At 40.7% G+C, this 14517-nt stretch carries 14 protein-coding genes and 2 tRNA genes; 4 read left to right on the forward strand and 12 right to left on the reverse strand.

Annotated elements, in window-relative coordinates:
* Window positions 1-101 precede the first annotated feature (101 nt).
* The 3 genes from uvrD to CVP04_RS11425 all read right to left on the reverse strand — a co-directional run bounded on the left by uvrD (window position 102) and on the right by CVP04_RS11425 (window position 4395).
* The gene (gene uvrD, locus CVP04_RS11415) at window positions 102-2288 is read right to left on the reverse strand and encodes a DNA helicase II (RefSeq protein ID WP_100297636.1); all 2187 of its coding nucleotides are present in this window, start codon (window positions 2286-2288) and stop codon (window positions 102-104) included.
* Window positions 2289-2414: 126 nt separating this feature from the next.
* Window positions 2415-3506, reverse strand: a complete 1092-nt coding sequence (gene rlmM / locus CVP04_RS11420; RefSeq protein WP_100297637.1) for a 23S rRNA (cytidine(2498)-2'-O)-methyltransferase RlmM — start codon at window positions 3504-3506, stop codon at window positions 2415-2417.
* A complete protein-coding gene (locus CVP04_RS11425) occupies window positions 3499-4395 on the reverse strand; it encodes a transcriptional regulator GcvA (RefSeq protein ID WP_100297638.1) in 897 nt (298 codons plus the stop codon). Before CVP04_RS11425 ends, rlmM begins: the two co-directional genes overlap by 8 nt.
* 470 nt (window positions 4396-4865) lie before the next feature.
* Between CVP04_RS11425 and CVP04_RS11430 the strand changes: the two genes are divergently transcribed.
* From CVP04_RS11430 to CVP04_RS11445, 4 genes are all read left to right on the forward strand, one after another.
* Window positions 4866-5885, forward strand: a complete 1020-nt coding sequence (locus tag CVP04_RS11430) for a branched-chain amino acid aminotransferase (protein WP_100297639.1) — start codon at window positions 4866-4868, stop codon at window positions 5883-5885.
* A gap of 117 nt (window positions 5886-6002) precedes the next feature.
* Window positions 6003-6560 (forward strand): CDP-diacylglycerol--glycerol-3-phosphate 3-phosphatidyltransferase, encoded by a 558-nt coding sequence (gene pgsA / locus CVP04_RS11435; RefSeq protein ID WP_100297640.1) that lies wholly within the window; start codon window positions 6003-6005, stop codon window positions 6558-6560.
* A 173-nt stretch (window positions 6561-6733) separates the two neighbouring features.
* Window positions 6734-6809 (forward strand) — tRNA-Gly (locus tag CVP04_RS11440).
* 5 nt (window positions 6810-6814) lie between these two features.
* Window positions 6815-6901, forward strand: a tRNA-Leu gene (locus CVP04_RS11445).
* Between the two features lie 223 nt (window positions 6902-7124).
* Here CVP04_RS11445 and CVP04_RS11450 read toward each other — a convergent pair.
* The 9 genes from CVP04_RS11450 to CVP04_RS11490 form a co-directional block, all read right to left on the reverse strand.
* On the reverse strand, window positions 7125-7592 hold the full coding sequence (locus CVP04_RS11450) for an Lrp/AsnC family transcriptional regulator (RefSeq protein WP_100297641.1): 468 nt from the start codon (window positions 7590-7592) through the stop codon (window positions 7125-7127).
* A 165-nt stretch (window positions 7593-7757) separates the two neighbouring features.
* Window positions 7758-9275, reverse strand: a complete 1518-nt coding sequence (locus CVP04_RS11455) for a YfcC family protein (RefSeq protein WP_100297642.1) — start codon at window positions 9273-9275, stop codon at window positions 7758-7760.
* 69 nt (window positions 9276-9344) lie between these two features.
* The gene (arcC, locus tag CVP04_RS11460; protein WP_100297643.1) at window positions 9345-10274 is read right to left on the reverse strand and encodes a carbamate kinase; all 930 of its coding nucleotides are present in this window, start codon (window positions 10272-10274) and stop codon (window positions 9345-9347) included.
* A gap of 8 nt (window positions 10275-10282) precedes the next feature.
* Window positions 10283-11287 carry an ornithine carbamoyltransferase gene (locus CVP04_RS11465; RefSeq protein ID WP_100297644.1) on the reverse strand — a complete coding sequence of 335 codons (1005 nt, stop codon included), beginning with the start codon at window positions 11285-11287 and terminating at the stop codon, window positions 10283-10285.
* 280 nt (window positions 11288-11567) lie between these two features.
* Window positions 11568-11888, reverse strand: coding sequence for a stress response translation initiation inhibitor YciH (gene yciH, locus CVP04_RS11470; protein ID WP_100297645.1), 321 nt, complete (start codon window positions 11886-11888; stop codon window positions 11568-11570).
* A gap of 1 nt (window position 11889) precedes the next feature.
* The gene (pyrF, locus tag CVP04_RS11475) at window positions 11890-12582 is read right to left on the reverse strand and encodes an orotidine-5'-phosphate decarboxylase (protein WP_100297646.1); all 693 of its coding nucleotides are present in this window, start codon (window positions 12580-12582) and stop codon (window positions 11890-11892) included.
* Between the two features lie 19 nt (window positions 12583-12601).
* Complete coding sequence (gene lapB, locus CVP04_RS11480) at window positions 12602-13792, reverse strand: lipopolysaccharide assembly protein LapB (RefSeq protein WP_100297647.1); 1191 nt, start codon at window positions 13790-13792, stop codon at window positions 12602-12604.
* Window positions 13792-14088, reverse strand: a complete 297-nt coding sequence (locus tag CVP04_RS11485; RefSeq protein ID WP_100297648.1) for a LapA family protein — start codon at window positions 14086-14088, stop codon at window positions 13792-13794. Before CVP04_RS11485 ends, lapB begins: the two co-directional genes overlap by 1 nt.
* A gap of 93 nt (window positions 14089-14181) precedes the next feature.
* Entirely contained in the window at window positions 14182-14466 is a 285-nt protein-coding gene (locus CVP04_RS11490; protein ID WP_100297649.1) for an integration host factor subunit beta, read from the reverse strand.
* Window positions 14467-14517 lie beyond the last annotated feature (51 nt).

Consider the following 14517-nt stretch of genomic DNA (forward strand, 5'->3'; position numbering starts at 1 on the left):
CCGCCCTTTTCTGCTTATGTTATTGTAATTATTCTAACATTCTCGCATTATTCGAGCAGATTTTCTTTGTCAAAGATCATAAAATGACATTCCGTTTCATTTTATTTATTCACTTTTTCCAATTTAGCCAAGGCGGCAATCAACCACTTAATTCCTTGACCTTGAAATGCTACTTGTAGGCGGGTGTTATTTTCCGCCCCCTCCACATTGATAATCGTACCGAAACCGAATTTTTCGTGTTTGACTTTTTGCCCGATTTTCCATTCGTTATCGGATAAAATCGGTGTCTGCGCAATGCCGCTGACTTGGCGGTTATAGGCTCGTGTCACCGTTCCGCGCAAACGAATTTCGCGAATGCATTCTTGCGGAAGTTCGGCGATAAATCGTGACGGCAAATGACGTTCTTCTTTAGCATATAAGCGACGACTTTCCGCATAACACAGCGTCAGTTTTTGTTTCGCGCGTGTAATTCCCACATAGGCTAAACGCCGTTCCTCCTCCAAGCGTCCCGGTTCTTCAAAGGATCGAAAACTTGGAAACACACCTTCTTCCACGCCCACAATAAACACGCGGGCAAATTCCAGTCCTTTCGCGGAATGTAACGTCATCATTTGCACGCAATCTTGATGCGGCGAGGCTTGTTCTTCCCCCGCCTCAAGCGAGGCGTGCGTTAAAAAAGCGGTTAATTCCGTCATTTCTTCCGCATCGTCCGGCTTAATAAATTCACGCGTCGCACTGACCAATTCCTCCAAGTTTTCTATCCGCACTTCACCTTTTTCACCTTTTTCCTGTTTATACATTTCATATAAACCCGAATGTTTGATGACAAAATCCGTTTGTGCGAACAATGGCATTTCCATTGTGTCTTGTTGTAAAGAATTCACCAGTTCGAGAAAACGTAACAAGGCGGTCGCCGCACGACCGGCAAGCATATTTTCTCGAATTGCAATTTGCGTCGCTTGCCATAAAGTAATTTGACGATCGCGGGTTAACGCACGCAGAATTTCCAAGGTACGATCGCCGATACCACGCGGCGGCGTATTAACGACCCGTTCAAAAGCGGCGTCATCTTGACGGTTGGCGATTAAGCGTAAATAAGCTAAGGCATCTTTAATTTCTTGGCGTTCGAAGAACCTCATTCCGCCATAAATTCGGTACGGAATTTTCGCTCGAATCAAGGCTTCTTCGATAACCCGCGATTGGCTGTTACTGCGATATAACACGGCACATTCGTTTAATCGTCCGCCGTTTTCCGTCCATTCATTAATCTGTCCCGCAACAAATAAGGCTTCATCCAGTTCATTAAAGGCGGCGTAAATTCCGACGGGATCGCCCTTTCCGCCATTCGTCCAAAGATCTTTACCTAGCCGATTGCTATTGTTTGATATTAATTGATTTGCCGTTTGAAGAATATTACCGGTGGAACGATAGTTTTGTTCCAACCGGATGGTTTTCGCTTGAGAAAAATCCTGTAAAAAACGATGAATATTTTCAATTTGCGCTCCGCGCCAGCCGTAAATGGATTGATCATCATCACCGACAATCATTAATTTGCCTTGTTCTCCCGCCAGTAATTTGATCCACGCATATTGAATTTTGTTGGTATCTTGAAATTCATCCACCAAAATATGCTGAAAGCGCTGTTGATAACGTTGCAAAATAACCGGCTTTTTCAACCAAAGTTCATAAGCGCGCAGTAATAATTCGGAAAAATCCACCAATCCCGCACGATCACAGGCATCTTGATAAATTTGATAAATTCGGATCCATTCCCGTTCTTGTCGGTCATTGTTATCATCGATTTGATCCGGTCGTAACCCTTCTTCTTTTTTGTTATTGATATACCAACAAGCTTGTTTATGCGGAAATATTTTTTCATCGTATTGGTGTAATTTCATCAATCGTTTGACTAAACGAAGTTGATCTTCGGCATCCAAAATCTGAAAATCTTGCGGCAATCCGGCATCGGAATGATGCGCTCTCAATAAACGGTGTGCAATGCTGTGGAAAGTACCGACCCACATTCCGAATAATTGGCGGGAAGAATATTTGGCTAGGGTGCTTTCGATGCGGTGACGCATTTCCGCCGCGGCTTTATTGGTGAAAGTCACTGCCATAATGCTGCCTTCGGGAATATTTTCGACGGCAATTAACCACGCGATACGATAAGTTAACACGCGGGTTTTTCCGCTCCCCGCACCGGCTAAAACCAGATAATTTCCCAAAGGTGCGGCAACCGCTTCGCGTTGTTTGTCATTTAAACCGTCAAGTAATTCCGAAATATCCATTATATCACCACTGTTTTTTTGTACAGTCTGATTATAGTGGATTTTTATCGAAAGGCAATAAGTGCGGTCGGCATTCGAGTAATTTTTCTCAAAAATGTACGCCGCCGAATATCAGCGGCGCGTCATTTAGTTTTTGATTCGAATATGAACGGTGATTTCTTCCCGATCGTGATAAAGATGTTTCGCTTGAATTTGAAAGTTTAATCCTTGTTTTTGCAAGTTATCTTCGAGGTACTGCAGGCATTGTCTCACTTCGGCATAACGTTTTTTCATCGGTAATTTCAAATTAAAAATCGTTTCGCGACACCAACCGTTAACCAGCCATTTACAAATTAATGCGGCGATACGGCTCGGTTGTTCGACCATATCGCACACTAACCAATCGATTTTGCTGCGTTTCGGCGGCTGGAATTTAAATCCGTCTTCCGAACAATGCTCAATGCGTCCGGTTTCGTGCAAACTTGCCGCCATTTTGCCGTGATCAACGGCATAAACGAATACGCCGCGTTTCACCAGTTGATAAGTCCAACCGCCGGGACAAGCGCCCAAATCGACGCCGGACATTGTGTCGTTAAAACGTCGGCTTTCCTCTTCGCGCGGAATAAATGTAAGGATCGCTTCTTCCAATTTCAGTGTCGAGCGGCTCGGCGCTTCGGGCGGAAATTTTAACCGAGGAATCCCCATAAAATGCGCGGAATGATTGTCGTTGTAAGAATAACCGACATAGCAAGCATTCGATCGAATGAAAAAAATATGCAAAGTCAGACCGCACTTTTGTCCTTCCCTTTCTTTCAACCAACCTTGGTTTTTCAAGGCGTTACGCAACGGAACGGTAAATTTGCGACAGAACGCGGATAATTCTTTGGCTTCGTTGGTATCCGCCGTTTCCACGCGAACCTCACTACTTTGCCGCAATTTAATGGTTTCGTTAAGTTGTTGATATTGGGCAATAATCGGGCTAATGCGATCTTGCGGTGATAAATCCGTCAGTAAATCGGAGACCACAATCAGCTGGCGCGCAAAGATCAGTTGATTAAAAGGAATCTCTCTTGCCAGTCGATCCGCTTCTCCCGTTTGATAACATTCAAATACGACATAGCCCGCATTATCCGTCACGCGGGCAAAACCGAATATGCCTCGTTCCGCCGCTTTATCGGAAATTTCCGCAGCAACTTCTTTTTCAAATCCGATTCGACAGTATAAAATCAACTTATTCATTAATTTCTTCCCGTTTCATTTCATTTGTGATCCAATTACGAAACGCCATAATTTGTTCGTTATTTATTTTATCCAGATGATGTACGACATAAAACGATTTCGGATCTTTAAATCGAGTCGGCAAAACAACTTTGAGATTGCCGTTATTCATTTCTTGTTGAGCCAAAATTTTATTGGCGAGTACAATCCCTTGCCCGTGCACCGCCGCTTGTAGCGCCATAAACGTATGGCTAAACAACGGGCCGTGTTGAATATTCATTCCTTCCACTTGCAAATAGGTCGCCATATTTTGCCAATTATCGCGCGTGTGAATGTGGATCAAGGTATGATTTTTCAGATCATCTTTATGATGAACGGGTTGTTGCGCCAATAATTTCGGCGATGCAAGCACTAGTAAATTTTCTTCTGCCAGTTTTTCCACTTGCAGATTATCCCAATTTCCTTTGCCGTAATAAATGGCGATGTCCACTTCTTTGCTGAGCAAGCCTTCGTCTTGATCAACGCCTTTTAAACGCACTTCAATATCGGGATATTGACGATTAAATTCACTTAAGCGCGGCACCAACCATTGAATCCCGAAGGTTTGCGGTACGCTGATAGTTAGGTATTTTTCATTTTTTTGCGCCAGTAATTTATCCGTAGCGTCGGAGAGTTTGTGGAGAATTTTCGCCACATCGACAAAATACGCTTTGCCCGTTTCCGTTAATTCCAACGAGCGATTTTTCCTTTTAAAGAGTTCAATGCCTAAAAAATCTTCTAATAATTTTATTTGATGACTCACTGCAGCTTGGGTGACAAACAATTCTTCCGCCGCTTTGGTAAAACTTAAATGACGTGCGGAACATTCGAAAGCTTTCAGTGAATTCAAGGGAGGCAAACGTTTATACATAAATCTTCCCAATGCTTAAAATTTAATTTATAATAATAAAGATCCGTTTCGGATTAGTTTTTCTAATGCGTCAAATAAAAAAAATATCCTTTGTCCTATTTTTCTATTCTCACTACAATACGCCCATACTTAATGATTGGTAATTCCTTACTGGTTAAGAGTTTCGGACTTAAGTATGATGTTGTGTTTGCATATTGTTCGGGAAACCGAACGGAGTAACCTTAATTAGGTTACTTATTTCACTTCCTGTATATTTTTAAACCCTATTTAGGTTATTCGCGCCGCTCCTCTTGAGCGGCGTTTTTTTATCTGTTCACTATATCACAATTTCACTCAAATTTCTTCGCTAAACGATATAAACGCACAAAATCATCCGAAATACCGATATTTTTATCACGAACTGTTTGCAACTTTTTGAGAATGGTGTAGATTAAAAAATATTATGTCGTATATATGGTTAAGGAAATAATATGAGTAAAAATATCGATTGGAAAAATCTAGGCTTCGGATATATCAAAACCGATTATCGCTATATCGCTTACTGGAAAGACGGTCAGTGGTCTAAAGGCGAGTTGACGCAAGATAATGTTTTACATATCAGCGAAGGATCCACCGCACTTCACTACGGTCAGCAATGTTTTGAAGGATTAAAAGCCTATCGTTGCCAAGATGGTTCAATCAACTTATTCCGTCCGGATCAAAATGCCAAGCGGATGCAAACTAGTGCGCGTCGCTTGCTAATGCCGGAAGTACCGGTCGAAATGTTCGTTGACGCTTGTAAACAAGTGGTAAAAGCGAATGAAGAATGGGTTGCCCCTTACGGCACCGGCGCAACATTGTATTTACGTCCGTTTTTAATCGGCGTAGGTGATAATGTCGGCGTCAGCCCTGCACCAGAATATATTTTCTCTATTTTCTGTTGTCCTGTCGGCGCGTATTTCAAAGGCGGAATGAAACCGACTAACTTTATCGTATCCGAATACGACCGTGCCGCACCGCAAGGTACCGGCGCGGCAAAAGTCGGCGGAAACTACGCTGCAAGTTTATATCCGGGTAAAAAAGCGAAAGAACATAACTTTGGCGACTGTATTTATTTAGATCCCGCCACGCATACTAAAATCGAAGAAGTCGGTTCGGCAAATTTCTTCGGTATCACGAAAGATAATAAATTTGTGACACCGCTATCACCGTCCATTCTTCCAAGTATTACAAAATACTCTTTGCTCTATTTGGCTCAAAATCGCTTGGGTATGGAAGCTGTTGAAGGCGATGTGTATATTAACGAACTGGATCAATTTAAAGAAGCCGGTGCTTGCGGTACGGCAGCCGTTATCACACCGATTGGAGGCATTCAATACGGCGATGATTTCCATATTTTCTATTCTGAAACAGAAGTCGGTGAAATCACTCAGCGTCTTTATAATGAGCTGGTCGGCATTCAATTCGGCGATATTGAAGCACCGGAAGGTTGGATTGTAAAAGTCGAATAATAAATTCATAAAAATTGGGCCTACGCGCCCAATTTTTTTCACGAAAATCCACTGTTCTATAAGCACAATATGCATTAGAATAATAAGTGTTTATCTATTATTCGGCTGATGTCCTCTATGAAATTAAATTTCCCTACGATTCTAACTTTATTTCGGGTGATTCTGATCCCGTTTTTTATTATAGCCTTCTATCTCCCCTTCACTTGGGCGCCGCTGGTTACCACCGCGATTTTTTTCATCGCCTCAGTAACGGATTGGTTTGACGGCTATCTCGCACGGAAATGGAACCAAAGCACGCCTTTTGGAGCGTTTTTAGATCCCGTTGCGGATAAAGTAATGGTTGTTGCTGCGCTTGCTTTGGTGATGGAATATCAACATTCTTTTTGGGTTACGCTACCTTCAATCATAATGATTTCCAGAGAAATTATTATTTCGGCATTACGCGAATGGATGGCGGAAATCGGCAGTCGAAATAAAGTTGCGGTATCGTGGTTAGGGAAAGTTAAAACCGCCTCCCAAATGCTCGCATTAGGCGGGTTGCTTTGGCGTTACAACGTGTTAATGGAAATTGCCGGTATTATTTTCTTATATGTCGCAGCAATTCTAACCGTTTGGTCAATGTTGCAATATTTAAAAGCGGCGAAAAATAATTTATTGGACGAAAACAACACCTAAACAAGCAAAAGTGCGGTGAAAATAAATCCATTTTATGGATTAATAACGGATTGTTTAAAATTTGATTTCTTTTTAAACAATCAAACAATTTTTTGAATTTTCTATTTGACTAATACGTATAAATCCGTAAAATGCACATCGTTGTTTGGCAATGTGCAAACATTCTTAAATACGCGGGAATAGCTCAGTTGGTAGAGCACGACCTTGCCAAGGTCGGGGTCGCGAGTTCGAGCCTCGTTTCCCGCTCCACTCAAGCCCGAGTGGTGAAATCGGTAGACACAAGGGATTTAAAATCCCTCGACTTTCGAGTCGTGGCGGTTCAAGTCCGCCCTCGGGCACCATTTAATTCTATTCTTATAATTCATCACTTATTCGATTTATACTTTTTATTTCGTATCTTATTACATATTTGATTTATTAAAATTTCCAACTGTTCATATTGATTATTTTTTATAAAAAGTAGATTTTATGTAATATATAAAAATATAAAGCGACCGTTAAAAATTAAAAATAATTTCTCACAATCGCTTAATTAAATATAATTTATTACAATAAAATCAAATATTACAAAGGTAATTCCGTTGTATTTTTGACTGTCTGTAAAATAATTTCTGATTTTAATGTCTTTATGCCTAATTCTTTAGTTAAATATTTCTTTTTATAAGCATAAAACTCATCTAAATCGGCAACTTGAAGTTTTAAAATGAAATCATAATCACCTGCCATTAAATGACATTCCGTAACCTGTGACAATAATTTCATTTCAAAAATAAAACGTTCTCTTTGTTTAAAATCCTCTTCAAAAAAGGAACCTAAAGCATAAACCGTTAAATTACAATTTACTTTTTTCGGGCTTAAAATCGCTACATATTTATCAATGATGCCTTGTTCTTCTAAAATATTAACTCTTCTTAAACAAGCGGAATTTGATAATCCGACTTCTTTCGCCAATTCATTATTTTGTAAACGTCCATTTCTCTGTAAAGCGCGTAAAATTCGGGTATCAAGATTATCCAATACTTTATTTGCCATACAATACCTCGCTAAATGCGATTAATAAAATTAAATATTAAAAATAAAAATCAAAGATGAATTTAATAATAAATATATTCGTCATTCATTATATATAACAACTTATTAGACTCAAGGCCGTTTATTCAAATATGTGATCTAAACAGCCTTTTTATCTTTTTAAAATCAAGTATATAATTGAACTTGGATAACAAGTAAAACCGATCCTATCAATAATAACGCGCCAATCATCGGAAGAACGAATTTCACCCATTTATTAAACGGAATATGTAACATTTGTAATGTCACCAAGACTAACCCTGTCGGTGCTAGGAATAACATTGCATATTGTCCCCAGTTATAAGCCGACACAACAATATGGCGCGGAATTCCTACGGCGTCTGCCAAAGGCGCCATAATCGGCATTGAAAGCACCGCCAAGCCGGAAGAAGACGGAACAAACAATCCTAAGAAAATAAAAACGACTAATTGAGCAAGAATGAAAATACTGCCCGGCATACCGGAAACTAAATCCGACATATATGCCAATATGGTATCGGAAATCATTCCTTCGTCTAAAACAAGGTTCACCCCGCGCGCCAAGCCGATAATTAAGGATACGGCAACCAATTCGGAAGCACCTTCGGTAAAGGCATTTACGATTTCATCTTCTGTGAGTTTGGAAATGAACATTATGATAATGGTTAATGTCAGGAAAGAGGCTGCCATTTGTGGGAACCACCAACCGCCGAACATTACGCCCCAGATCATAATCGGGAATGCGATACAGAAAATGGATAAAATAATTTTTCTTCTGGCAGTGAATTCCAGCAATTTACTCGGATCATAATTTTTCATATACCGATGTTGAAATTCTTCTCTTTCATCATAGGAATAGGAAAAAGTCGGATCTGCTTTTATTTTCCGGCAATACCAATATAGATAAACAATTACGCAAGCGGAACCTAAAATTAACCCGACAGTGCGAAAACCGATACCTTCCGTAAATTGAATACCGGCGGCGTTAGAAGCGATAACGACGGAAAACGGATTAACCGTTGAAAATGCCGTTCCCATTGAAGAAGCAAGGAATATCGCACCGACGCAAACAATCGCGTCATAACCTAATGCGATGAAAACAGGGACTAATATCGGATAAAAGGCGACGGCTTCCTCCTCAATACCGCAAGTCGTACCGCCGATAGCCATTAATACGCAGACGCTAAAGACGATAAAGAATTCATTTCCTTTCGTTCGTTTTGCTAACGCCGTCAAGCCCGCATTAAACGCACCGGTTTTATTAATAACACCGATCATTCCGCCCAGCACAAAAATAAACACCATTACATCCGCCGCTTCAATAGTCCCTTCCACCATACTAATGGCGATATCTTTGATACCTTTCGGATTTTGTTCGACACGTTGATAAGATCCCGGAATTGCGACCGGTTTTCGTATAGTACCTTCGGTAAAATTTTGCAACTCAATTTTAATATTTAATTGATCTAAGGTTTCTTTTGTCGGAGGTAAAACGCGATCCGGTTGTTGGTATGTTTTTACGACGAAATGATTTGTTGAAGAATTATAAATCAATTTGGAATAAGATCCCGCAGGAATAATCCAAGTTAATCCGACGGCAATAATTAAAATAACAAATAAAATAGAAAATGCCGTAGGGAATTTAAAAGCCTTTTTTGTACTCATAATAAACTCCTTGTCATAATACCCTTTTATAATACGGGAATACGACACCGTATTCCCGTTAATTTTAAATTAATAATATTCGATCTCGGAGACGCTATTCGTCACTCTCGTGCCCGCTTTACCTTTTACGATATCAACAATATCGGATAAGGAACCGATCACGGCATCTTTTCCCGTTTGTTGCACAAAATTAACCGCCGCTTGAACTTTAGGCCCCATTGATCCTGCGGCAAACTTCATTGCGGAAATAACATCAGGAGAAACTCTGGCAATAGCTTTTTGTTCAGGCTTGCCCCAATCTAAGAATACGGCGGAAACATCCGTAGCAATAATAAACAAATCCGAATCAAGATTTTCTGCTAACAGCGCCGAGCATAAATCCTTATCAATCACAGCTTCGACACCTTGCAAATTACCTTGTTCATCATAATAAGTCGGAATACCGCCTCCACCGGCACAAATCACAATGCTACCTTTTTCAAGCAACCATTTCACCGGACGAATTTCAAAAATACGCTTCGGTAACGGGCTCGGCACAACACGACGATATTTATCGCCGTCTTGCGCAATCGCCCAGCCTTTTTCTTTTGCTAAAAATTCCGCTTCTTCTTTGCTATAAACCGGACCGATCGGTTTCGTCGGATGGTTAAATGCCGGATCATCCCGATCCACTTCCACTTGAGAAAGCAAGGTGGCAAAAGGCACTTCGAAAGGCACTAAATTACCTAACTCTTGTTGAATCATATAACCGATCATCCCGACGGATTCGGCGCCCAACACATCTAACGGATAAGTCGGCACATCTTTATAGGCAGCACCTTGCAACGCAAGTAACCCCACTTGCGGCCCATTACCGTGTGCAATAACCAATTCATTATTAGGATAAATTTTTGCGATTTGTTCGCAAGCGATACGCACATTCTGACGCTGATTTTCCGCCGTCAAAGGCTCTCCTCGTCTCAATAATGCATTACCGCCGAGTGCAATGACAATTCTCATATGTCCTCCTAAATTAAGCTGGCAACCATAACCGCTTTAATGGTATGCATCCGATTTTCGGCTTGTTCAAACGCCACATTCATCGGTGATTCGAAAACATCCTCGGTCACTTCAATACCGTTTGCCAATTCCGGATATTTTTCCGCAATCTGGCGACCAACTTTCGTTTCGCTATTATGGAATGCCGGTAAACAATGCATAAATTTCACTTTAGGATTACCGGAACGTTGCATTAATTCAGGCGTGACTTGATAAGGTAACAATAATTTAATCCGTTCGCCCCAAGTTTCCAACGGTTCGCCCATTGAAACCCAAACGTCAGTATGGACAAAATCCACATCTTTAACCGCTAAATCAATATCTTCCGTGACGGTAACGCGCGCGCCGCTTTCCGCACCGAATTTTTGACACATTTCAACCAGTTCCGCATCCGGTAACAATGCCTTCGGCCCGCAAATACGCACATCCATTCCCAATTTCGCGCCGATTAATAATAAAGAATTTCCCATATTATTACGCGCATCTCCGATATAAACATATTTAATTTCGCTAAGCGGCTTGTCGCAGTTTTCAATCATTGTCAGTACATCCGCAAGCATTTGCGTCGGATGAAACTCATCCGTTAAGCCGTTAAATACAGGCACGCCCGCATAAGCGGCAAGTTCATCCACAACCGATTGTTTAAATCCGCGATATTCAATGGCATCATACATACGACCCAACACGCGCGCCGTGTCTTTCATACTTTCTTTATGACCGATTTGCGAAGAAGTCGGATCAATATAAGTGACTTGAGCGCCTTGATCATAAGCTGCCACTTCAAACGCGCATCGGGTGCGCGTGGAGGTTTTTTCAAAAATCAACGCAATATTTTTGCCTTTTAACACTTGTTTTTCATTACCCGCATATTTTGCGCGTTTAAGATCTCTTGATAAGTCTAATAAGTATTTAATTTCACGCTCAGAGTGATTTACTAAACTTAATAAGTGTCTGTTTTTAATATTAAAAGCCATAATAAATTCTCCCTAATGTTTATTTATTCATACTTGTCGGTAGTGGTTTACTACGTTGGCTATAATAATTAAAAGCGAATTGAATTTGATTGCGTAATAAAAAGAGTTATGTAAAGATTTCGCATAAAATTCGAATTTTTCATTCGATTAACACATTTAATGCTAATCTTGAATAATAAACGTTATTTTATTTCATAAAACAAAACGGCCGCACTTATAAAAGTGCGGTCGTTTTATTAAGAAAAATGGTCATTAAAATGACCATCTGATATAGGAGAGATTAACCGCCGGATAACTTAACCTTAAAGCCTTTTTGTTCTAAGATTTGTTTAAGTAATTCCCGCTTGTCGCTTTGAATTTCGATCGTTGCGTTTTTTACCGTGCCGCCGCAACCGCAACATTTTTTCAGTTCTGCCGCCAGTTTTTTCATCGTTTCTTCATCCGAATCCAAACCGGTGATCACACTGACGCCGCTGCCTTTTCGTCCGCTGGTTTGGCGGGAAATTCGCACGATACCGTCACCCTTCGGTGGAAGGTTTTGCGGTTTTTCCTGTTTGATTCTGCCGCTTTCGGTCGAATAAACCAATACGCTATCAGACATATTATGCGATCGAAGCATTAATCGAACGTAACACTTCCGCCGGATTATCCGCTTGAGTAATCGGACGACCGATAACAAGATAATCCGACCCCGCTTGAATTGCCGCTGGCGGTGTCATTACGCGGCGTTGATCACCGAAATCAGCGCCGATCGGGCGAATTCCCGGTGTCACCAACTTAAAGTCTTTTCCGCAATGAGCGCGTAAAATTTCAACTTCTTGCGGCGAACACACCACGCCGTCCAATCCCGCTCGTTGTGTTAAATTTGCCAAACGGATCACTTGTTCCATCGGTGAAGCGTTAATCCCGATTTGCAATAAATCCAAATCTTCCATACTGGTTAAAACGGTGACACCGATTAAAATCGGCGCATCTTTTCCGTAAGGTTGAAGAATTTTTTTTGCTTCTTCCATCATTCTTAAACCGCCGCTTGCGTGCAAATCCACCATCCACACGCCTAAATCCGCTGCAGAACGCACCGCTCTTGCCACCGTATTCGGAATATCGTGGAATTTTAAATCTAAAAATACATCAAAATGGCGATTATGAAGCTGTTTAATAAAATTTGTTCCGAGCGTCGTAAACATTTCTTTACCGACTTTTAAACGGCATAAGCTCGGATCAATTTGATCAACAAGCGCTAAAGCTTGTTCTTCTTTTTCATAATCTAATGCAACAATGACTTTACTGGTCATAACATCTTCCTTCTTAAGATTAATTGTGTTCGATTCCACGAATAGGCTTAATGCTTTCCCATTGACGACAAGACGGGCAGCACCATATTAATTTATGCGTTTGATAACCGCAATTTACACAACGGTAATCGAATCCTTGACGAATTCGTTCCCCCACCATTTTATGTAATAAAACCAAGCTATCTTTCGCGCGTCCGTCCTCCGCATTATCAATTTGATATTGAATAAAACGATGAAAAACAAAGGTGCTCGGATGCTGGTTAAGTTGTTGATACAATTTTGTTTGTGCGGCAAGCGTGCCGTCTTTTTCCGCAATTAAATCGGCAAGCGCCAAATCCACGGCACTATTATGACAAATTTGGCTGGCTTTAATCAAAAATAATTCGAAATTATCTAACTGAGATAATTCTTGGTAGCAAAATTTTAAATCCGATAACACTTCGCCGATATAAGCAGGATTCTGCTCCAACACATTTTCTAAATTTTTGACCGCACTTCGGTAATTTTTTTGTTGAATAAAGACATTCGCCAATAACATTGAGGCACGCACGCAAGTCGGAGAAACTTTCAGCGCCGTATGCAATATTTCGACCGGATCCTCTTTAGCCTCGACGGATAAACTCGCCGCATATTCGCAATAATAATGTGCCAGTTCGATATTGTCTTCTTTCGGTGCGATTTTCGCCAATTTTTCGGCGACATTCACCGCCTTTTTCCATTCTTTTGTTTTTTGATAAATTACGGCAAGCTGCTGTAATGCCCCTTCCGCAAATTCGGGTTCGTCCACCAGCATTATATACAAGGCTTCCGCACGATCATAAAATCCGACGGTAATAAAATCTTTCGCAAGTTGCTGTTTTGCCAAGAGTTTTTGTTCAAAGGTATAATTCGGACTGCGATCCAATGCTTGGTGAATGCGTAAAGCGCGATCCACTTCGCCACGCGAACGAAATAAATTGCCGAGCGTTAATTCGGCTTCAAATTGGGAGCTATTTTCGATTTCATTTTCCGTTTCTTGTTTTTGTAGCATATCCAAAAACAAGTCAACCGCTTTTTCCGGTTGATTAGAAAGCAAGAAATTTACCCCGGTAACATAATCGCGGGATAATTTATTGCTAATATCTTCCTGATCTTTTTTAGCGCTGCGATGTCCCATATACCAACCGTAAGCGGCGGCAATAGGTAAAAGAAGGAAGAGTAATTCCAGCATTATTGTGCAGCCTTGTCTCGGCTGGTCGTCAATTCGTTAATTTGTAATGTTTGACGTTTAACTTGACGCGCCAACGACATATTTTTTAATTTTAATTTGAGATAGAAAAAGCCGGTAATAAACCACCCTAAAATTAAGCCCAAACCGAATAAAATCGCCACTAAGGTCGAAAGCTGAATTTCGCTTTTTGCAATAATGTAATTAAAGGAAATCACTTGATCGTTATTAGCGCCGACGGTAATAGCGACTAAAATAACGGCAAGTAAAATAATAAAGCCCAAAATATATTTAATCATCGGTATTTCTCCCTAACAAATCCGACTATCATTATGCCAAAAATACAGACAAAAAACGACACAAAAGTGTCGTTTTTACGGTTAGCAAAATAGTTACGCTTGAATGTCAACGCGTTCTCTCAGTTCCTTTCCCGCCTTAAAGTGCGGTACGGATTTAGCTTCTAATTTGACCGGATCACCGGTTCTCGGATTACGCCCTACACGAGGTTGACGAAAATGCAATGAAAAACTTCCGAATCCGCGCACTTCAATGCGTTCACCGTCTTCCAACGTTTGCGACATTTGCTCTAAAATTTCTTTTACCGCATTTTCAATATCTTTCACCGCTAACGTCGGATTTTTTAGAACCAAATTTTCAATAAGCTCTGACTTCGTCATAGTATTCTCCTAACCTTTTTACGATGAGTGTAGAAAAATTCCTACACTCAT

It is taken from the genome of Caviibacterium pharyngocola (assembly GCF_002795405.1).
In the GTDB taxonomy this organism is placed as follows: Bacteria; Pseudomonadota; Gammaproteobacteria; order Enterobacterales; family Pasteurellaceae; genus Caviibacterium; species Caviibacterium pharyngocola.